Below are 17,183 nucleotides of genomic sequence, written 5' to 3'. Positions count from 1 at the left end.
ATCCTATGTGACCCTGGAAAAGGGCAGCTCCATCGCCGTGTCCTCCGGTCGCTGATCGGACCCGTCCTTGGAGAGAGTTAAAGACCCCGCGAAAGCGGTTTTTTTGTACCGGTCGTCTGAACAGTTTTACAAGGCAGCCTTGTATTCGTGGATTAGTGAAGCAGTCTTTAGCATCGCTTCACCCTCGCAGAGTGTAACAAGTTTTTCCGGTGTGATTTCAGGGTTTTTGAGACGTTCGCGCATTCTTCTGAGTGTCGCCATGGTTTCTGATGGTGACAATGAAATGCAGTCGGCAAAAAAAACTATCTGCCGACAGTGGCTCTATATCAAATGGCGCGCAATATTCCGGCGGGAAATCTTTCAGATTGTCGGTCACGATAACCGATGCGCAGGTCTTAATTGCCGCTGCAAGAACGTGCCGATCTTTCTCGTTAATGCCATCTAGTGAAGGTTCAAGAACCTCGAAATCCTCGACCATAGCTTCCTCAAACGCTCGGCACATATTACTGCGCTGGCGTTTCGCACCCTTATCGGGTTCGGCGATTTCTTTGCGTTGAAGCAGCTTCACTATAGTTCGTTCAGTCTCATCCATGATCTTGTTAGACCATCGAACGCGATAAAATTCAGCTTGGGCAAAGGAAAGTAAAATATTTCGCTTAAGGGCGCTGGATAACACGCAAGCGTCAGCCAGCGCCGTGAAGCGGTCAGCTTGATAGTTCAAAGTAGGCCGTGCTCTCCGTCAAATTCCGCAAGGTCTGCAAGAGCGTCAGCACGCTCAGTGTCACGTTTGTCTTTGTATGCCATCAAGTCGCTTGCTTTGATGCGCCTATGTCTCCCAACGCGATCAAAGGGGATTTCATCTCTTTCAAGCAATTTGATTAGATGAGGGCGTGAAACGTTCAGTATATCAGCTGCTTGTTGCGTGGTCAGTTGACTATCCAGTGGAATCAGTTGGAAGCCTCGACCACTGCTAACTAGCCGCAACAACTCTAAAAAAGAGTGCGCAAGTGCGGGCGAGAGCGTGATTGGCTGCGTCTCACCCTCGACATTAGATATGTTTATTACTGCTTCGCCGTCCTCCTTGATTTGCGAGGCGACGATTTGTCTAAGCGTCTCGGCGTTTGTGCTTTCCAACTCAGTTGGCAAGCGTTCGTCAAAGGCCGGCGCATTTAACGCGGCATTCATAGCGTGTTCTCTCTTATTGTATATGTTGGTTCGATAGAGTTACTTGTCTGGGCTCGGTAGTTTTCCACACACCGTTGTGTATTTATATGGATCTATTCGCAATATTCGCAACAACTTTCTGACAGTATCAAGTAAAAAATGTGTTTAAATTGTGGTGCGATGCATTCAAAAGTTCTTTACAGATAGCGATTTGGCCTAGCCATTGGGATTTGCGCGTAGCATCGAAAAACTTATGCGTGCAAGTTGGCTGGCCGTTCGTAAACTACCTTTCTCAGCATTGCAGAACGCAAGTAATTCCCTATAGACACCCACCGCCAACACTGCTAAACGCACCCAATCTTGCGGCCTCGGATTCGTTCCGGGGCCTCTGATATTTGTAACCGGGGACCTTCGGGGCCCTATACCCTTGGCACCTACGGGGGCCTATCACATAGCAGGGAAAACCCCTGCACTTGCTAAACGGAAGACAGAAAGCATGGCACTCAAGTCGTACAAGCCGACGACGCCGGGCCAGCGCGGGCTGGTGCTGATCGACCGTTCGGAGCTTTGGAAAGGACGTCCGGTCAAGTCTCTCACTGAGGGTTTGACCAAATCGGGCGGCCGGAACAACACCGGACGGATCACTTCACGCCGCCGCGGCGGTGGCGCAAAGCGTCTCTACCGGATCGTTGACTTCAAACGGAACAAATTTGATGTCGCGGCAACCGTCGAGCGGATCGAATATGACCCGAACCGGACCGCATTCATCGCACTGGTAAAATACGAAGACGGCGAGCAGGCATATATCCTGGCTCCGCAACGTCTGGCTGTTGGTGACAAAGTCGTGGCATCCGCCAAGGCCGACATCAAGCCGGGCAACGCAATGCCGTTCTCGGGCATGCCCATTGGTACCATCGTCCACAACATCGAGATGAAGCCTGGCAAAGGCGGTCAGATCGCACGTGCGGCCGGTACTTACGCTCAGTTCGTTGGTCGCGATGGCGGCTACGCTCAGATCCGTCTGAGCTCGGGCGAGCTGCGCATGGTCCGTCAGGAATGCATGGCCACCGTCGGTGCCGTGTCCAACCCCGACAACTCGAACCAAAACCTCGGTAAAGCCGGTCGTATGCGCCACAAAGGCGTGCGTCCGTCGGTTCGTGGTGTTGCAATGAACCCGATCGATCACCCGCACGGTGGTGGTGAAGGTCGTACCTCGGGTGGCCGTACACCGGTTACGCCGTGGGGTAAGGACACCAAGGGTAAGCGTACCCGCAACAAGAACAAAGCGTCCCAGAAGCTGATCATCCGCTCGCGGCACGCCAAGAAGAAGGGACGTTAATCTATGTCTCGCTCTGTTTGGAAGGGTCCTTTCGTCGATGCTTACGTGCTGAAAAAAGCCGAAGCAGCGCGCGAGTCGGGCCGCAACGAAGTCATCAAAATCTGGTCGCGTCGTTCCACCATTCTGCCCCAGTTCGTGGGTCTGACCTTTGGTGTGTACAACGGCCAGAAGCACATTCCCGTCAACGTCTCGGAAGACATGATTGGTCAGAAGTTCGGTGAATACTCGCCGACCCGTACCTATTATGGCCATGCCGCAGACAAAAAAGCGAAGCGGAAGTAAGTCATGGGCAAGGAAAAGAACCCCCGCCGCGTGGCTGAAAACGAAGCAATGGCGAAAACGCGCATGCTTCGCACCAGCCCGCAGAAGCTGAACCTGGTTGCGCAAATGATCCGCGGCAAGAAAGTTGAGAAGGCTCTGACCGACCTGACTTTCTCGAACAAGCGTGTCGCGCAGGACGTCAAGAAGTGCCTGCAGTCCGCAATCGCGAATGCCGAAAACAACCACAACCTGGACGTTGACGAGCTGATCGTCGCCGAAGCATGGGTTGGCAAGAACCTGGTCATGAAGCGCGGTCGTCCGCGCGCCCGTGGCCGTTTCGGCAAGATCATGAAGCCGTTCTCGGAGATCACCATCAAGGTGCGTCAAGTTGAGGAGCAAGCCTAATGGGACATAAAGTCAATCCGATCGGCATGCGCCTTCAGGTCAACCGCACCTGGGACAGCCGTTGGTACGCTGATACCAAGGACTACGGTGATCTTCTGCTGGAAGACATCAAGATCCGTGAGTTCATCAACAAAGAGTGCAAGCAGGCCGGTGTTGCACGTGTGATCATCGAACGTCCGCACAAGAAGTGCCGCGTCACGATCCACACTGCACGTCCGGGTGTCATCATCGGCAAGAAGGGTGCAGACATCGAAGTTCTGCGCAAGAAGCTGGCCAAGATGACCGACAGCGAACTGCACCTGAACATCGTCGAAGTGCGCAAGCCGGAACTCGACGGTCAACTGGTTGCCGAGTCGATCGCTCAGCAGCTGGAACGCCGTGTCTCGTTCCGCCGCGCGATGAAACGTGCCGTTCAGAACGCCATGCGCATGGGCGCCCTGGGTATCCGGGTGAACGTCGCTGGTCGTCTGGGTGGTGCCGAAATCGCACGGACCGAGTGGTACCGCGAAGGCCGCGTGCCTCTGCACACCCTGCGTGCCGACATCGATTACGCACATGCCGAAGCGATGACTCCTTACGGGATCATCGGGATCAAGGTCTGGATCTTCAAAGGTGAGATCATGGAGCACGATCCGCAGGCACGTGACCGTAAAGCACAGGAACTCCAGGATGGTCCGGCACCTCGCGGTGCAGGCGGCCGTCGCTAAGGGGGAATTGAGATGCTTCAACCAAAGCGTACAAAATTCCGCAAGATGCACAAAGGCCGGATCAAGGGTGAAGCCAAAGGCGGCTCTGATCTGAACTTTGGCACTTACGGTCTGAAAGCTCTGCAGCCTGAACGCGTCACCGCGCGTCAGATCGAAGCTGCACGTCGTGCCATGACCCGTCACATGAAACGTCAGGGTCGTGTCTGGATCCGTATCTTCCCCGACACTCCGGTCACTGCAAAGCCGATCGAAGTTCGTATGGGTAAAGGTAAGGGTTCGGTGGACCGCTGGGTTTGCAAGGTCAAGCCTGGTCGCGTGATGTTCGAGATCGACGGTGTCAATGACGACATCGCCCGCGAGGCCCTGCGCCTGGCCGCGATGAAGCTGCCGATCAAGACCCGCGTCGTGGTTCGCGAAGACTGGTAAGCGATTGGGGCTAAGGCCCAGTTCGCAAAAAGATTGACCCCCGTCGGGACACCGGCGGGGGTTTTATGTTGGGGGCGCTGCCCCCGCCGCGGCAAGCCACGCCTCCCCCGGGGTAGTTTTAGCCAGATGAAGCAGGAATCCATTTTTCATCTGGCCAAAAATACCTCGGAGCGCGAGGCAGAGCCTCGCATTTCCGCCATCGCCTTCCCCGCATCACTGGTCTAAGACAGGACGCATGGCACAGATTGAATCACTTTTCGTTACCCGTCTCTATCGCGCAGCTTTGTCCGAGTTTGATCCCAAAATAGACTCGGAGGAGCTTGAAAACTCTTGCCTTGTTATCGCGGAAGATGACGAGGCCGGACAGGATTGGTGTGAAGAGAATGGCTATCCCGGCTATACCAGCTATGCCTCGCTGACGGATCTGCCCTGGCGGTTCCCGATCTTTGCCGATCTGGTGAAAGTGCTGGATCAACACGTGGCGGCCTTTGCCAAGGATCTGGAGTTTGATCTTGGTGAAGGAGAGCTGAAGCTGGAGGATCTGTGGATCAACATCCTGCCCGAAGGTGGTATGCACTCCAGCCACCTGCACCCGCACAGCGTAATTTCTGGCACGACCTATGTGGCGATGCCCGAAGGGGCGAGCGCGTTGAAACTGGAAGATCCGCGCTCAGGCCGCATGATGGCAGCGCCGACGCGTCTCAAAGGTGGTCGGCGGGAATTGCAGCCGTTCATTTATATGAAGCCACAGGTAGGGGATGTCCTACTGTGGGAAAGCTGGCTGCGCCACGAGGTGCCGATGAACATGGCCGAGGACGAACGGATTAGCGTCAGCTTCAACTACAAGTGGGAGTAGCGTGCACTCTGTTAGGGGTTCTCTTAGAACTCTGTGGGTTCTGGTAAACTAGGACAAGCCAATCTCAATTACAGCCGTTACTCTCTCATTAATAGAGGAGTAACGGTAATGAGAGAAGCAGAGCGTGTTGTACGCCAATTTCACGAAAGCTGGGGCATGCGCGACCCTGAACGTGGCGCGCAGGTTATTTCTGATGACTGTAAGTTTGAGGATGTAGCCCGTGGTGAAAGGCAAATAGGAAAGCTCGCGTATAAAGAAGACTATGCGCGTTGGCGAAAAGCATTTCCAGATGGGGAGTGTATCGTTGACAATGTCATCGTGAGCGATTGTGGCGAGTGGGCCATTGTAGAGTTTCACAATACCGGTACGCATACTGGTATCCTGCATTCCAGTTTGGGAGAATTTGAACCTACGGGTAAGCGATACGAAGTACGCTACTGTTCTGTAATGCGCGTAAAGAACGGTATGGTTGTCGAAGGGCGCGACTATTATGACAGTGCCACAATCGTTCGAAACCTCGGTTTAATGTAAGGATCGTGTGTATTTTTTGCGGATGTTCTTCCTTTAGAAACTTCCTCTTGCCACCCACCCCCTAAACCCTTATACGGCGGCATCCTGCAAGTCCCCCGGCCGAGTCGGGGGATTCGCATGTCTATCATTCATCCACCAGGTCCAAGGTGACCCTGCAAGGGGGCCTTCTGGTGTTTTGAGCAAAGGAAAAAGGCGATGAACGCCCAAGAACTGCGTGACAAGACCCCGGACCAGCTCCGCGAGGAACTGGCCAACCTGAAGAAAGAAAGCTTTAACCTGCGCTTTCAACAGGCAACCGGTCAGCTGGAAAATACAGCTGGTATCAAAGCGGCCCGCCGCAATGCTGCCCGCGTCAAAACCATTCTGAACGAAAAGGCCGCTGCTGCGGCATCCGAGGAGTAATCAGATGCCCAAGCGTATCCTGCAAGGCACCGTGACCAGCGACGCCAACGAACAGACCGTAACCGTATCTGTCGAACGCCGCTTCAAGCACCCGCTGCTGCAAAAAACCGTTCGTAAGTCCAAGAAATACCGGGCTCACGACGAAAAGAACGCCTTCAAGGTCGGCGACACCGTACGCATCATCGAATGCGCGCCGAAATCGAAGACGAAACGTTGGGAAGTTCTGGAAGCATAAGCTTCCGGGATTTTTCATTTGTCGAAACCCTGGGGGATTTAACAAGACCAGCCCCCACAGGTCGGGAGAAACCACATGATCCAGATGCAGACCAATCTGGATGTTGCTGACAACTCCGGCGCACGCCGAGTTCAGTGCATCAAGGTCCTGGGTGGTTCCAAGCGTAAATACGCCTCCGTTGGCGACATCATTGTCGTCTCGGTGAAGGAAGCCATCCCGCGCGGCCGCGTGAAGAAAGGTGACGTCCGCAAGGCCGTCGTCGTACGCACCGCCAAAGAAGTCCGTCGCGAAGACGGCACCGCGATCCGTTTTGATCGCAACGCCGCCGTCATCCTGAACAACAACAACGAGCCCGTAGGTACCCGTATCTTTGGCCCCGTTGTTCGCGAACTGCGTGGCAAGAACTTCATGAAAATCATCTCGCTGGCTCCGGAGGTGCTGTAATCATGGCTGCTAAACTCCGCAAAGGCGACAAGGTCGTCGTGCTGGCCGGCAAGGATAAGGGCAAAGAGGGAACCATTTCCTCGGTTGACCCGAAAGCCGGTAAAGCTGTTGTCGATGGCATCAACATCGCCATCCGCCACACCCGTCAGTCGCAAACCTCGCAAGGTGGTCGCCTGCCTCAGGCAAACCCGATCGAGCTGTCGAACCTGGCGCTGCTGGACAAGAACGGCAAAGCAACCCGCGTTGGCTTCCGCATGGAAGGTGACAAGAAGGTCCGCTTCGCCAAGACCACAGGGGACGTGATCGATGCTTGATAACGCAACCTACACCCCGCGTCTGAAAGCTCAGTACGTTGAAACCATCCGTGCCGCTCTGAAAGAAGAGTTCGGCTATAAGAACGACATGCAGCTGCCCAAGCTGGAAAAAATCGTTCTGAACATCGGTTGTGGTGCTGAGGCGGTCAAAGACTCGAAGAAAGCGAAAGCTGCTGTCGAGGATCTGACTGCGATTGCTGGTCAAAAGGCCGTTGCAACAAAGGCGAAGAAGTCGATCGCGGGTTTCCGCGTCCGTGAAGACATGCCGCTGGGTGCAAAAGTGACCCTGCGCGGCGACCGGATGTACGAATTCCTGGATCGTCTGATCACCATCGCGCTGCCGCGCGTTCGTGACTTCCGCGGTGTTAAGCCGTCTTTCGATGGTCGTGGCAACTTTGCCATGGGCATGAAAGAGCACATCGTGTTCCCGGAAATCGACTTCGACAAGGTCGACGAGGTCTGGGGCTTGGATATCGTAATTGCCACCACAGCGAAAACCGACGCTGAAGCGAAGAGCCTGTTGAAAGCATTCAACATGCCATTCAACGCGTAAGCGCCGGGAGGATTGAGACATGGCTAAAAAAGCAATGATCGAACGCGAGAAGAAGCGCGAACGCCTGGTGGCCAAATATGCCGCAAAGCGTGCCGAGCTGAAAGAAATCGCGAATGACGAGAGCCGCCCGATGGAAGAGCGCTTCAAGGCGCGTCTGAAACTGGCGAAACTGCCGCGCAACAGCTCGGCTACCCGTCTGCACAACCGTTGTCAGCTGACCGGTCGTCCCCACGCTTACTACCGTAAGCTGAAGGTCAGCCGTATCGCGCTGCGCGAGCTGGGTTCTGCTGGTCAGATCCCCGGCATGGTGAAATCGAGCTGGTAAGGGAGACATAGATATGAATGATCCTATCGGCGATATGCTCACCCGTATCCGCAACGCGCAACTGCGCGGCAAATCCACCGTTTCCACCCCGGCTTCCAAGCTGCGCGGTTGGGTTCTGGATGTGCTGGCGGACGAAGGCTACATCCGTGGCTATGAAAAGACGACCGGCGAAAACGGTCATCCGGCCATCGAAATCAGCCTGAAGTACTACGAAGGCACCCCTGTTATTCGCGAACTGAAGCGGGTCTCAAAGCCCGGTCGTCGTGTTTACATGGGCGTCAATGACATCCCGCAGGTCCGTCAGGGTCTGGGCGTGTCGATTGTCAGCACTCCGAAAGGTGTGATGTCGGACGCAAACGCTCGCTCCAACAATGTTGGCGGCGAAGTGCTCTGCACCGTCTTCTAAGGAGGTCTGCAATGTCTCGTATTGGTAAAAAACCGGTCGAGCTGCCCAGCGGCGTTACCGCCTCTGTGTCCGGCCAGACCATCGAAGTGAAAGGTCCGAAAGGCACCCGCAGCTTCACCGCCACCGACGACGTAACGCTGTCGGTTGAAGACAACGTGGTCAAGATCGACCCCCGTGGCATGTCCAAGCGTGCCCGCCAGCAGTGGGGCATGAGCCGCACCATGGTTGCCAACCTGGTAACCGGTGTGACCACAGGCTTCAAAAAAGAGCTGGAGATCCAGGGTGTCGGTTACCGGGCTCAGATGCAGGGCAACACCCTGAAACTGAACCTGGGCTACAGCCACGATGTTGATTTCACTGCTCCGGAAGGTGTCACCATCACCGCGCCGAAGCAGACCGAAATCGTTGTGGAAGGTATCGACCAGCAGTTGGTGGGCGAAACCGCGGCCAAAATCCGCGAGTGGCGCCGTCCCGAGCCGTACAAAGGCAAGGGCATCCGCTATAAGGGCGAGTTCATCTTCCGCAAGGAAGGCAAGAAGAAGTAAGGACGCAAACAATGGCAAACAGCAAAAGAACCCTGTTTCTGAAGCGCCGCCTGCGCGTTCGGAACAAACTTCGCAAAGTCAACGCCGGCCGTGTACGCCTGTCGGTTCACCGTTCGAACAAAAACATCAGCGTTCAGCTGATCGACGACGTTCGTGGCGTGACCCTGGCCTCGGCCTCGACCCTGGAGAAAGATCTGGGTGTTGTTGGCAAGAACAACGTCGAAGCGGCCACCAAAGTGGGCGCAGCCATCGCCGAGCGTGCCAAGAAGGCAGGCGTCGAAGAGGCCTATTTCGATCGTGGTGGCTTCCTGTTCCACGGCAAAGTGAAGGCAGTTGCCGACGCTGCGCGTGAAGGTGGTCTGAAGATCTAAGACTTGCGGGCAGCTTTGCGGCTGCCCCGATGATCCGGGGGCCTCGGCAACAGTCGGGGCTCACTTGGATTGAAGCAAACGGCGTCACAAGCGCCACATGAGAAAAGGGATGCCAAATGGCAGAACGTGAAAACCGTCGGGGCCGTGGCCGCGACCGTGAAGAAGCACCGGAATTTGCAGATCGTCTGGTCGCAATCAACCGCGTGTCGAAAACCGTAAAAGGTGGTAAGCGCTTTGGCTTCGCCGCTCTGGTGGTTGTCGGCGATCAGAAAGGCCGCGTCGGCTTTGGCAAAGGTAAAGCGAAAGAAGTACCTGAGGCCATCCGTAAGGCGACCGAACAAGCCAAGCGTCAAATGATCCGCGTGCAGCTGCGCGAAGGTCGGACCCTGCACCACGACATCGAAGGCCGTCACGGCGCTGGTAAAGTGGTTATGCGCACCGCACCTGAAGGTACTGGTATCATCGCCGGTGGTCCGATGCGTGCCGTGTTCGAAATGCTGGGCGTTAAAGACGTTGTGTCCAAGTCGCTGGGCTCGCAGAACCCGTACAACATGATCCGCGCCACCATCAACGGCCTGCAGAAAGAGCAGAGCCCGCGTTCGGTTGCCGCGCGTCGTGGTAAAAAAGTTGCCGACATCCTGCCCAAGCGGGACGAAGCACCGGCTGCTGCTGAAGCAGAAGCATAAGGAGAGCGACCCATGGCAAAAACCATCGTCGTCAAGCAGATCGGTTCACCGATCCGCCGCCCCGCCGAACAGCGCGCAACCCTGATCGGCCTGGGCCTGAACAAGATGCACAAAACCCGTGAGCTGGAAGATACTCCTTCGGTTCGTGGTATGATCCGCAAGATCCCGCATCTGGTAGAAATCGTCGAAGAACGCGGCTAAGCGCGAAGCCTTCGAGAATTTCCAAGAACGCCTCTGACTTTGGTCGGGGGCGTTTTTTTTTGCCTTTAACACCAACTGACGTGTCGCTTTGATCCATTGTGTTAAAAGGATGAGAAACGATGAAACTATTCCTATCCGTTCGGCGTAAGGATTGACGTTGGACATACCGAAAACGCATAGCCGGTAGACCGAAAATTCGGTTGTTAGCGATACCTCTCAACCCTATTTCACGCTTGTCCAATGAAGGAACACGAAAAAGGAAACGTCAGGGAATACGCCCTGATTTGAGAAAGGAATAAGAAGATGACAACTGCTACACTGACACACTCCGGCTTCGGCTTCAGCGCCCGGATTGCAAACATGATCGAACGGATGAAAACCGCGCGCGCCCGTGCGGCTGAGTATCAGCGCACTTACCGCGAACTGCAAAACCTGACCAACCGCGAGCTGGATGACATCGGCGTCCGTCGCTGTGATATCGCGGACATCGCGCACAAGCACGTTTATTGCTCATAATCGCGGATACCCGAAGCAAAAACACAAAGGCGCCACAGGGCGCCTTTTCTGTTTCAACCAGAAGCCCACAGTGCGATCAGACAGCGCCGGATGACCCATGGTCTCTCGAGAAGGTCGAAAGCGGCTGTAAGGCGCTAAATTCGGGCTCTGCGTCGTTTGTCACCCAACAGGAGCAGCCGGTGCACTGTCATAAGCAGCACAAATGCCATCTGGCACCTCATAAGCTGGCTGGAATGTGTCTCCACAACTTCAGCGACCTCATGGCCCCTACCCTAAAGACCGCCTGCGGCAGAGAGGTTCGGATTCCACAGCCAACCGCTGCTGACGCTTGATGTATCCTAATACCTCGCGAAACGCGCGGTGCTTGGGTTTCCCTTCCAGATAGTCAGCCAGTTTTAGTAAGTTGATCGGGTGTTTCTTAACAAGCAACTCGATCCGCTGCACGGCACCGTCCAGCTCGTAGTGGTCCACGAACTGGCAAGCAACTTGTGTGGGGGTCAGCAGGCAGTAATCCTGCGGGCGCTTGTCTGTGTAGCGCGCAATGTCAAACGGCGACGCGCCCAAGGCGTGGAATTTGGGGATGTGTACGCGCATGTCCGCCTCGGCGTGTTCAAGCACCGTACCAGAGGTCTGACGGAACCCCAATGGGCCAAGCTTGCCGACCACATGACGACGCATCGCCGGAGAGATCATGTCTACGTCGGCCCGGTCATATTTCAAATCATCGAAAACAGACAAAAGCCCCAGTTGCTCGTCAGCAATCTGGAAATACGGTTCGGCGCTGAACGCGCGCATCTTCTCCAGCACTTGTGTACGCGTGGTCTCAGGGTCTGAAACGAAATCGGCCTCGGCGGGTTGATCCGCCGAGGCCGTAAATAGTCGCAGTAAGCGTCGGATCAAAGACCGGTGCTCACGTCGATGGTGTTGCCCTCTTCCAGGGTCACATATGCTTTTTTGACGTCTTTCCGACGGCCCAGTTGGCCGCGGAACCGCTTGACCTTGCCTTTGGTCACGGTGGTGTTCACCGCCTTGACCTTCACACCAAACAGAGCCTCAACGGCCTCTTTGATCTGCGGCTTGTTGCTGTCGATCGCCACTTCAAAGACAACCGCGCCGTTTTCGGACGCCATGGTCGACTTTTCGGTGATGATCGGCTTGCGGATCACGTCGTAGTGTTCTGCCTTCGCGCTCATTTCAGACGAGCCTCCAGTGCTTCGACAGCCGCTTTGGTGAGCACCAGGGTGTCACGCTTGAGGATGTCATAGACGTTTGCGCCCATCGACGGCAGGATATCCAGACCTTCGATGTTCTTGGACGCTTTCAGGAACCCTTCGTTCACGGTCGCGCCGTCGATGACCAGAGCACGTTTCCAGCCCAGGTTTGCAACCTGTTTGGCCAGAGCAGCGGTCTTGCCTTCGGCTTCGGCGTTCTCGATCACAACCAGTTCACCTGCTTTGGCTTTTGCCGACAGAGCGTGGCGCAGGCCAAGCTTGCGGAACTTCTTCGGCAGGTCGTGGCCGTGCGAACGAGGGGTCGGGCCCTTGTAGATACCACCCTTGCGGAAGATCGGCGCGTTGCGGTCACCATGGCGTGCGCCACCGGTGCCCTTCTGGCGATAGATCTTCTTGGTCGAGTAGCTGGTTTCCGAGCGGGTCTTGACCTTGTGGGTGCCGGCCTGCGCGTTGTTACGCTGCCAACGGACCACACGGTGCAGGATGTCCGCACGCGGCTCGAGACCGAACAGATCGGCGTTCAGCTCGATGTCGCCGGCTTTGCCGCCGTCCAGTTTGATTACATCAAGTTTCATGCTTCACCACCTTCCGCGGGAGCTTCTTCCGCAGGTGCTTCGGTTGCAGCCGATTTCACAGCAGCCGGGAAAGGCAGGCCTTCCGGTGCTTTCTTCTTCACGGCGTCCTTGACGGTGACCCAGCCCGATTTCGGTCCGGGAACGGCGCCTTTGATGAAGACCAGGTTCCGGTCGGCGTCGGTTTTGACAACTTCCAGGTTCTGGGTGGTTACACGGGCAGCACCCATGTGACCGGCCATCTTCTTGCCTTTGAACACCTTGCCCGGATCCTGACACTGACCGGTCGAACCGTGCGAACGGTGGCTGATCGAAACACCGTGCGAGGCGCGCAGACCACCAAAGTTGTGGCGCTTCATTGCACCGGCAAAGCCTTTACCGATCGAGGTACCCGAAACGTCAACTTTCTGACCTTCCAGGAAGTGTTCTGCCGAAATCTCGGCGCCCACTTCGATCAGGCCATCTTCAGAGACGCGGAACTCGGCCAGCTTACGCTTGGGCTCGACCTTTGCAGCGGCGTAGTGGCCGCGCATGGCCTTCGAGGTGCGTTTTGCCTTGGCAGCACCGGCGCCCAGCTGAACGGCGGTGTAGCCGTCTTTGTCAGCGGTACGCTGTGCAACGACCTGCAGGTTGTCCAGGTGAAGAACGGTCACAGGGATCTGCTTGCCGTCTTCCATGAACAGGCGGGTCATGCCAACTTTTTTTGCGATAATACCAGAGCGCATAATCTATACCCTCCGATCTTACGACTGCAGCTTGATCTCGACGTCCACACCAGCAGCGAGGTCGAGCTTCATCAGCGCGTCTACGGTCTGGGGGGTCGGATCAACGATGTCGAGCAGACGCTTGTGCGTGCGGATCTCGAACTGGTCGCGGGATTTCTTGTCAACGTGAGGGCCACGGAGAACCGTGAACTTCTCAATCTTGTTCGGCAGCGGGATCGGGCCGCGCACGTTCGCGCCGGTCCGCTTGGCAGTGTTGACGATCTCTTGCGTGCTGGCATCCAGAACGCGATAGTCAAATGCCTTCAGCCGAATACGGATGTTTTGGCTTTGCATATTAACAGCCTTTTATCAGGCGTTGAGGTTGAGAGGAGGACAGACGCGCATCGCCAACCCTCTTCGAACCCAAAAGGCGGGAATCATCCCGCCTTGATGTTCTTATTGAGAACTCGCGCGTATTAGTGGGATTGGTGGGGTTTGGCAAGGGGGGAAATTTCAACACTGCTCGAGGCAGCTACCCGATAGTGAGGCGCTTGCTCGTCATCGCGGGTCAGCCTTTGATTTACCTCAATGCATACGAAAGCCGCAATCATTAAACTCTGTCTCGGATAGTCATAGACCAAATTGAACTGGCACCCCCGTGGGATAGTGGTCGACCCATTTTTACCAAAGGAGAATCACGATGCTTAAGCATGTTGCAACTGCTGTGCTCCTTGGCGCTGCACTGACAATGCCTTTTGACGATTCTGCCGCACAAGGCGCATCGAATGACCTGAGAAAGTTCTTTGACAGTCGCAATGTTCCTGTCACGGTCGACAATTTTGTACGGGCCGCCACGGATATCGAGTTTGGGAAATACGTGGCACTATCTGGCGGTATCAACAAAGTTTTGCACATTCGAGAACCTACCCCGATTGACCAACAACCCACGATCCGCATGAATCGGGACACCCTTTACAGTATGGCAGTCATTGACATCACCGAAGGAGCAACCCTCACCTTACCGGACGGAGGGAACCGCTACATCTCGGCCCAGATCGTCAATCAGGATCACTATATGAACAAGGTGTTTCTGGGCGCTGGAACCTATGAATTGGATTTTGACACGTTCGACACCCCTTTTGTCGTGATGATTGTGAGGCTTCTAGTGGATGCCAGCGATCCCGATGACATCGCGGAAGTTTCTGCTTTGCAAGACAAAATCACTTTAGAGGCAAAGTCCGCAAAACCCTTTATCTCGCCTCATTATGACGAGAAAAGTTTTGATGGCGTATTGCAAGCTGCGCTATCGCTCAGCCGGTTTATTCCTGATAGCCGGGCCACGTTTGGTCCCAAAAGTGAAGTGGACCCCATCCGCCACTTTCTGGGCGCTGCTTTTGGCTGGGGGGGATTGCCGGAAGAATCCGCCTTCTATCTGTCGATTGACCCCAATCGCCCTGTTGGTGAATATAAAATCGATATCCCGGCTGCGGTCCCGGTGGACGCCTTTTGGTCCATCAGCGTCTACAACGCGGATGGCTTTTTTGAGGAAAACGAAACCGGCGTCTACAATGTAAACTCTGTTTCAGGCGCGGAAAACGATGACGGCAGCATGACTGTTCATCTTGGCGGATGCGGTGACGGACGCGTAAACTGCATCCCGTTGACAGATGGGTGGAACTATGCAGTGCGCCTGTATCAACCTGGTCCCGAAATCCTTGATGGAACGTGGACTTTCCCCAAGGCTGTCCCAGTGTCCACGGACTGAACGCAAAAGCCTGATTTATAAGCTGTTGCAAGAAAAGGCCGCCCCGATATGGGACGGCCTTCTTTAGTTCAACCGAGTTGCGGCAAGCGCGCCTTACTCGATGATTTTCGAGACAACGCAAGCGCCGACGGTGCGGTCGCCTCCGCGGGTCGCGAAGCGGAGGCCTATTTCCGTTGCGATCGGTGCGATCAGCTCAACGCTGAACGACGCGTTTTGGTCAGGCATGACTATTTCAGGGCTTCAAGCAACCGAAACCTAAATCCTTAGCCTAATTCCGTACAAGCCACGGCTCTTCTACCTTCATTCCCTGATAGATCGCATGCAAGAAAACATGCGCAATCACCGGGTCATTCGAAAAAGGTGAAAACTGCAAATTGCCTTCTTTCACACTCTCTTGGGCTTCATAGACAACCTCATCCCCTTTGACAGTCACAAGCACCTCCAGTTCGGCCAACGTCTCGGGGTCGATGGATGTTGGATCATCGGACAAGATCACAAAATCGGCGACCTTCCCCACTTCGATCGAACCCTTCTCATCTTCCTCAAAGTGTTGCCATGCGGGCCAAATCGTCATGGCCTTCAGGGCGGTCATGACATCAACCCTCTGATGCGGGCCCAAAATGTCGCCCGACCGTGTGCGACGCGTGACCGTTGCCGCAAGGACCCGCATGCTGTCTGGAAAGGCCACCGGGGCATCATGATGCGTGCCAAACATCATGTCCCGTTCGTGCAGCCACCCGGTGGGTGAGATGTTGTCGGCATTGACCGGCCCAACGGTGTGATCCCGATGCCAGTCCCCCCAATAGAATGTGTGCATCGGGAAAAGGGAGGGGAACACGCCAAGGCGCTTGAAGCTGGCAACCTGGTCTTCTCGTAAGAACTGACCGTGCACCAGAACCGGACGGTTGCCGGGGTCACCATACTTCATCTGCGCTTCTTCCAATGCGGCAATCAGCATGTCAGAGGCCCCTTCACCATTCGAATGCACCAAAATCTGAAAGCCGTTTTCATAACACCAGTTCACGGCATCTTGGAGTTGCTCCATTGTAATGGCTGCATATCCCGCATACCCAGCAGCGTAATTTCCAACCGGATCAAAATAGGGTCGATCCCGCAACGCAGTAAAACCCTGAGGCGAGCCGTCAATCGTAAGCTTGCAGCCCCCGACCCGAACCCGGTCTTCATAGTCCTCTGAGGTATTGGCACCGATAAATTCCCTGGCCTCTAGAACATCCGGAAACGCTACAACGTCGATTGGAAGTCCGTCTTCGGCCGCAACTTTCCTAAGAACTTCTACAATTTCGCCAGAAGAACGGCCTTCTTGTCCGGTCGTATATCCAAACTTTGCCCAAAGTTCGGTTCCGGCTCGGGCGAAGGCAGCCAAGCCGTCCTCACCCAGATTTCCCAACATGGGTACGAGAACCGAAAAGAAGGCGTATTCTTCCAGAACACCGTTTGGCTCTCCTGCTTCATCACGCTGAATTACACCACCGGGTGGTGCCTCAGAAGCGGCGGTGATGCCTGCCAACTCCAGAGCTTTGGAATTTGCGACACCCAGATGCCCGGACTGATGAATGATGATGATAGGCAAGTCTTCGGACACCACGTCCAGTTCTTGCCGTGTAGGGTGGCGCAATTCCTGCAGTTGAGCATTGTCGTAGCCAAAGCCAATGATCATTTTGACCTGTTCAACGGCCTGCGCATTCTCCTCGGCCCAGTCAGTCAGCGTGGATTGCAGACTTGCGATATCAACGACCTCGCCATCGGGTGGCGCGAGAAGGTTGGCTGACAGCGCCTGCAATCCTCCCATGACAACATGTCCGTGGCTGTCCACGAAGCCCGGCAGCATCGCCCGTCCGTTCAAATCGAATGTTTCCGTTCCATCACCTTGATGCACAGACAGGTCAGACAGCGATCCAACAGCCAGAATGCGCCCGTCTTTGACCGCGACCGCCTCGGCAGAGGGGTCATCGTCATGCATCGTGACGATTGGCCCGCCTAGGTAAATGCGATCCGCGATTTGTTGGGACAACGCCGAACTAGATGAAAAAGCAATTGCCGCAACAAGACAGAGCGAACATGCCGATACGTGCATCTTATGACCTCTTTCGAATTGCAATAATCCAATACGAAAGAGTTTAGCATCTCGGTGGACGTTTGCGAAAAAGAAAAAGGCCGCCCCTTAGGGAGCGGCCTTCTTAGTCTCACCGATGTGCCGGGCTG

At 55.3% G+C, this 17,183-nt stretch carries 28 protein-coding genes and 1 pseudogene; 20 read left to right on the top strand and 9 right to left on the bottom strand.

Annotated elements, in window-relative coordinates:
- Positions 1-217 precede the first annotated feature (217 nt).
- Both I9187_RS21150 and I9187_RS21145 read right to left on the bottom strand, forming a co-directional pair.
- The gene (locus I9187_RS21150) at positions 218-721 is read right to left on the bottom strand and encodes a PIN domain-containing protein (protein WP_209940328.1); all 504 of its coding nucleotides are present in this window, start codon (positions 719-721) and stop codon (positions 218-220) included.
- Positions 718-1,185, bottom strand: coding sequence for a helix-turn-helix domain-containing protein (locus I9187_RS21145; RefSeq protein WP_209940327.1), 468 nt, complete (start codon positions 1,183-1,185; stop codon positions 718-720). The genes I9187_RS21150 and I9187_RS21145 overlap by 4 nt, the downstream gene beginning before the upstream one ends.
- A 475-nt stretch (positions 1,186-1,660) precedes the next feature.
- On the opposite strand from I9187_RS21145, the gene rplB reads away from it, so the two are divergent.
- The 19 genes from rplB (at position 1,661) to I9187_RS21050 (ending at position 10,687) form a co-directional block, all read left to right on the top strand.
- Entirely contained in the window at positions 1,661-2,503 is an 843-nt protein-coding gene (gene rplB / locus I9187_RS21140; protein WP_008757664.1) for a 50S ribosomal protein L2, read from the top strand.
- A gap of 3 nt (positions 2,504-2,506) precedes the next feature.
- Positions 2,507-2,785 (top strand): 30S ribosomal protein S19, encoded by a 279-nt coding sequence (gene rpsS, locus I9187_RS21135; RefSeq protein ID WP_005980699.1) that lies wholly within the window; start codon positions 2,507-2,509, stop codon positions 2,783-2,785.
- Positions 2,786-2,788: 3 nt separating this feature from the next.
- A complete protein-coding gene (gene rplV, locus I9187_RS21130; protein WP_039538267.1) occupies positions 2,789-3,169 on the top strand; it encodes a 50S ribosomal protein L22 in 381 nt (126 codons plus the stop codon).
- Positions 3,169-3,876 (top strand): 30S ribosomal protein S3, encoded by a 708-nt coding sequence (gene rpsC / locus I9187_RS21125; RefSeq protein WP_171091997.1) that lies wholly within the window; start codon positions 3,169-3,171, stop codon positions 3,874-3,876. The genes rplV and rpsC overlap by 1 nt, the downstream gene beginning before the upstream one ends.
- Before the next feature lie 12 nt (positions 3,877-3,888).
- On the top strand, positions 3,889-4,302 hold the full coding sequence (rplP, locus tag I9187_RS21120; protein ID WP_117872242.1) for a 50S ribosomal protein L16: 414 nt from the start codon (positions 3,889-3,891) through the stop codon (positions 4,300-4,302).
- A 235-nt stretch (positions 4,303-4,537) separates the two neighbouring features.
- Positions 4,538-5,158, top strand: coding sequence for a 2OG-Fe(II) oxygenase family protein (locus I9187_RS21115; RefSeq protein ID WP_171181613.1), 621 nt, complete (start codon positions 4,538-4,540; stop codon positions 5,156-5,158).
- A 108-nt stretch (positions 5,159-5,266) separates the two neighbouring features.
- On the top strand, positions 5,267-5,689 hold the full coding sequence (locus I9187_RS21110) for an ester cyclase (RefSeq protein ID WP_171181611.1): 423 nt from the start codon (positions 5,267-5,269) through the stop codon (positions 5,687-5,689).
- Between the two features lie 195 nt (positions 5,690-5,884).
- Positions 5,885-6,091 carry a 50S ribosomal protein L29 gene (rpmC, locus tag I9187_RS21105; RefSeq protein WP_010437082.1) on the top strand — a complete coding sequence of 69 codons (207 nt, stop codon included), beginning with the start codon at positions 5,885-5,887 and terminating at the stop codon, positions 6,089-6,091.
- Positions 6,092-6,095: 4 nt separating this feature from the next.
- The gene (gene rpsQ, locus I9187_RS21100; RefSeq protein ID WP_171181609.1) at positions 6,096-6,326 is read left to right on the top strand and encodes a 30S ribosomal protein S17; all 231 of its coding nucleotides are present in this window, start codon (positions 6,096-6,098) and stop codon (positions 6,324-6,326) included.
- Between the two features lie 75 nt (positions 6,327-6,401).
- A complete protein-coding gene (gene rplN / locus I9187_RS21095; RefSeq protein ID WP_008757934.1) occupies positions 6,402-6,770 on the top strand; it encodes a 50S ribosomal protein L14 in 369 nt (122 codons plus the stop codon).
- A 2-nt stretch (positions 6,771-6,772) separates the two neighbouring features.
- On the top strand, positions 6,773-7,084 hold the full coding sequence (gene rplX, locus I9187_RS21090; RefSeq protein ID WP_171092002.1) for a 50S ribosomal protein L24: 312 nt from the start codon (positions 6,773-6,775) through the stop codon (positions 7,082-7,084).
- Positions 7,077-7,637, top strand: a complete 561-nt coding sequence (rplE, locus tag I9187_RS21085) for a 50S ribosomal protein L5 (RefSeq protein ID WP_171181607.1) — start codon at positions 7,077-7,079, stop codon at positions 7,635-7,637. Before rplX ends, rplE begins: the two co-directional genes overlap by 8 nt.
- A 19-nt stretch (positions 7,638-7,656) precedes the next feature.
- A complete protein-coding gene (gene rpsN / locus I9187_RS21080) occupies positions 7,657-7,962 on the top strand; it encodes a 30S ribosomal protein S14 (RefSeq protein WP_068340744.1) in 306 nt (101 codons plus the stop codon).
- A gap of 13 nt (positions 7,963-7,975) precedes the next feature.
- Positions 7,976-8,368, top strand: a complete 393-nt coding sequence (rpsH, locus tag I9187_RS21075) for a 30S ribosomal protein S8 (RefSeq protein ID WP_171181595.1) — start codon at positions 7,976-7,978, stop codon at positions 8,366-8,368.
- Between the two features lie 11 nt (positions 8,369-8,379).
- Positions 8,380-8,913: a 50S ribosomal protein L6 gene (gene rplF / locus I9187_RS21070; RefSeq protein ID WP_170467582.1), complete on the top strand. Its 534-nt coding sequence runs from the start codon at positions 8,380-8,382 to the stop codon at positions 8,911-8,913.
- An 11-nt stretch (positions 8,914-8,924) separates the two neighbouring features.
- On the top strand, positions 8,925-9,284 hold the full coding sequence (gene rplR, locus I9187_RS21065; RefSeq protein WP_039523386.1) for a 50S ribosomal protein L18: 360 nt from the start codon (positions 8,925-8,927) through the stop codon (positions 9,282-9,284).
- A gap of 116 nt (positions 9,285-9,400) precedes the next feature.
- Positions 9,401-9,970 (top strand): 30S ribosomal protein S5, encoded by a 570-nt coding sequence (gene rpsE / locus I9187_RS21060; RefSeq protein ID WP_155148691.1) that lies wholly within the window; start codon positions 9,401-9,403, stop codon positions 9,968-9,970.
- A 12-nt stretch (positions 9,971-9,982) separates the two neighbouring features.
- Positions 9,983-10,171: a 50S ribosomal protein L30 gene (gene rpmD, locus I9187_RS21055; RefSeq protein WP_050605831.1), complete on the top strand. Its 189-nt coding sequence runs from the start codon at positions 9,983-9,985 to the stop codon at positions 10,169-10,171.
- Positions 10,172-10,474: 303 nt separating this feature from the next.
- Positions 10,475-10,687 carry a DUF1127 domain-containing protein gene (locus I9187_RS21050; protein WP_171181592.1) on the top strand — a complete coding sequence of 71 codons (213 nt, stop codon included), beginning with the start codon at positions 10,475-10,477 and terminating at the stop codon, positions 10,685-10,687.
- Between the two features lie 267 nt (positions 10,688-10,954).
- Here the strand turns inward: I9187_RS21050 and I9187_RS21045 are convergent, their stop codons facing one another.
- The 5 genes from I9187_RS21045 to rpsJ are packed head-to-tail and all read right to left on the bottom strand — an operon-like array spanning position 10,955 to position 13,549.
- The gene (locus I9187_RS21045; RefSeq protein ID WP_171181590.1) at positions 10,955-11,587 is read right to left on the bottom strand and encodes a hypothetical protein; all 633 of its coding nucleotides are present in this window, start codon (positions 11,585-11,587) and stop codon (positions 10,955-10,957) included.
- A complete protein-coding gene (locus I9187_RS21040; RefSeq protein ID WP_008757532.1) occupies positions 11,584-11,880 on the bottom strand; it encodes a 50S ribosomal protein L23 in 297 nt (98 codons plus the stop codon). Before I9187_RS21040 ends, I9187_RS21045 begins: the two co-directional genes overlap by 4 nt.
- The gene (rplD, locus tag I9187_RS21035; RefSeq protein WP_068340788.1) at positions 11,877-12,494 is read right to left on the bottom strand and encodes a 50S ribosomal protein L4; all 618 of its coding nucleotides are present in this window, start codon (positions 12,492-12,494) and stop codon (positions 11,877-11,879) included. The genes I9187_RS21040 and rplD overlap by 4 nt, the downstream gene beginning before the upstream one ends.
- Positions 12,491-13,216, bottom strand: coding sequence for a 50S ribosomal protein L3 (gene rplC / locus I9187_RS21030; protein WP_170574972.1), 726 nt, complete (start codon positions 13,214-13,216; stop codon positions 12,491-12,493). The genes rplD and rplC overlap by 4 nt, the downstream gene beginning before the upstream one ends.
- Before the next feature lie 18 nt (positions 13,217-13,234).
- Positions 13,235-13,549 carry a 30S ribosomal protein S10 gene (gene rpsJ, locus I9187_RS21025; protein ID WP_008756422.1) on the bottom strand — a complete coding sequence of 105 codons (315 nt, stop codon included), beginning with the start codon at positions 13,547-13,549 and terminating at the stop codon, positions 13,235-13,237.
- A 346-nt stretch (positions 13,550-13,895) separates the two neighbouring features.
- On the opposite strand from rpsJ, the gene I9187_RS21020 reads away from it, so the two are divergent.
- Positions 13,896-14,960, top strand: coding sequence for a DUF1214 domain-containing protein (locus tag I9187_RS21020; protein ID WP_216599166.1), 1,065 nt, complete (start codon positions 13,896-13,898; stop codon positions 14,958-14,960).
- A 93-nt stretch (positions 14,961-15,053) separates the two neighbouring features.
- Here the strand turns inward: I9187_RS21020 and tuf are convergent.
- A pseudogene (gene tuf / locus I9187_RS21015) lies at positions 15,054-15,194 on the bottom strand (elongation factor Tu); the annotation flags it as partial.
- Between the two features lie 34 nt (positions 15,195-15,228).
- Complete coding sequence (locus I9187_RS21010) at positions 15,229-17,055, bottom strand: amidohydrolase (RefSeq protein ID WP_171620001.1); 1,827 nt, start codon at positions 17,053-17,055, stop codon at positions 15,229-15,231.
- Between the last annotated feature and the right edge of the window lie 128 nt (positions 17,056-17,183).

The organism is Ruegeria sp. HKCCE4148 (assembly GCF_017872495.1).
Taxonomy (GTDB): domain Bacteria; phylum Pseudomonadota; class Alphaproteobacteria; order Rhodobacterales; family Rhodobacteraceae; genus Ruegeria.
This window is presented reverse-complemented; position numbering and strand designations above follow the sequence as displayed.

Bases quoted from the DNA above. Each gene is read 5' to 3' on its own strand.
- rpmD (WP_050605831.1), top strand. From the start codon at position 9,983: ATGGCAAAAACCATCGTCGTCAAGCAGATCGGTTCACCGATCCGCCGC.
- rpsE (WP_155148691.1), top strand. From the start codon at position 9,401: ATGGCAGAACGTGAAAACCGTCGGGGCCGTGGCCGCGACCGTGAAGAA.
- rpsC (WP_171091997.1), top strand. From the start codon at position 3,169: ATGGGACATAAAGTCAATCCGATCGGCATGCGCCTTCAGGTCAACCGC.
- rpsH (WP_171181595.1), top strand. From the start codon at position 7,976: ATGAATGATCCTATCGGCGATATGCTCACCCGTATCCGCAACGCGCAA.
- rpmC (WP_010437082.1), top strand. From the start codon at position 5,885: ATGAACGCCCAAGAACTGCGTGACAAGACCCCGGACCAGCTCCGCGAG.
- rplR (WP_039523386.1), top strand. From the start codon at position 8,925: ATGGCAAACAGCAAAAGAACCCTGTTTCTGAAGCGCCGCCTGCGCGTT.
- rplF (WP_170467582.1), top strand. From the start codon at position 8,380: ATGTCTCGTATTGGTAAAAAACCGGTCGAGCTGCCCAGCGGCGTTACC.
- rplC (WP_170574972.1), bottom strand. From the start codon at position 13,216: ATGCGCTCTGGTATTATCGCAAAAAAAGTTGGCATGACCCGCCTGTTC.
- I9187_RS21145 (WP_209940327.1), bottom strand. From the start codon at position 1,185: ATGAATGCCGCGTTAAATGCGCCGGCCTTTGACGAACGCTTGCCAACT.
- I9187_RS21020 (WP_216599166.1), top strand. From the start codon at position 13,896: ATGCTTAAGCATGTTGCAACTGCTGTGCTCCTTGGCGCTGCACTGACA.
- I9187_RS21115 (WP_171181613.1), top strand. From the start codon at position 4,538: ATGGCACAGATTGAATCACTTTTCGTTACCCGTCTCTATCGCGCAGCT.
- rplN (WP_008757934.1), top strand. From the start codon at position 6,402: ATGATCCAGATGCAGACCAATCTGGATGTTGCTGACAACTCCGGCGCA.
- rplP (WP_117872242.1), top strand. From the start codon at position 3,889: ATGCTTCAACCAAAGCGTACAAAATTCCGCAAGATGCACAAAGGCCGG.
- rplD (WP_068340788.1), bottom strand. From the start codon at position 12,494: ATGAAACTTGATGTAATCAAACTGGACGGCGGCAAAGCCGGCGACATC.
- I9187_RS21010 (WP_171620001.1), bottom strand. From the start codon at position 17,055: ATGCACGTATCGGCATGTTCGCTCTGTCTTGTTGCGGCAATTGCTTTT.
- rplB (WP_008757664.1), top strand. From the start codon at position 1,661: ATGGCACTCAAGTCGTACAAGCCGACGACGCCGGGCCAGCGCGGGCTG.
- rplV (WP_039538267.1), top strand. From the start codon at position 2,789: ATGGGCAAGGAAAAGAACCCCCGCCGCGTGGCTGAAAACGAAGCAATG.
- I9187_RS21040 (WP_008757532.1), bottom strand. From the start codon at position 11,880: ATGAGCGCGAAGGCAGAACACTACGACGTGATCCGCAAGCCGATCATC.
- rpsJ (WP_008756422.1), bottom strand. From the start codon at position 13,549: ATGCAAAGCCAAAACATCCGTATTCGGCTGAAGGCATTTGACTATCGC.
- rpsQ (WP_171181609.1), top strand. From the start codon at position 6,096: ATGCCCAAGCGTATCCTGCAAGGCACCGTGACCAGCGACGCCAACGAA.
- rplE (WP_171181607.1), top strand. From the start codon at position 7,077: ATGCTTGATAACGCAACCTACACCCCGCGTCTGAAAGCTCAGTACGTT.
- I9187_RS21050 (WP_171181592.1), top strand. From the start codon at position 10,475: ATGACAACTGCTACACTGACACACTCCGGCTTCGGCTTCAGCGCCCGG.
- rplX (WP_171092002.1), top strand. From the start codon at position 6,773: ATGGCTGCTAAACTCCGCAAAGGCGACAAGGTCGTCGTGCTGGCCGGC.
- rpsN (WP_068340744.1), top strand. From the start codon at position 7,657: ATGGCTAAAAAAGCAATGATCGAACGCGAGAAGAAGCGCGAACGCCTG.
- I9187_RS21110 (WP_171181611.1), top strand. From the start codon at position 5,267: ATGAGAGAAGCAGAGCGTGTTGTACGCCAATTTCACGAAAGCTGGGGC.
- rpsS (WP_005980699.1), top strand. From the start codon at position 2,507: ATGTCTCGCTCTGTTTGGAAGGGTCCTTTCGTCGATGCTTACGTGCTG.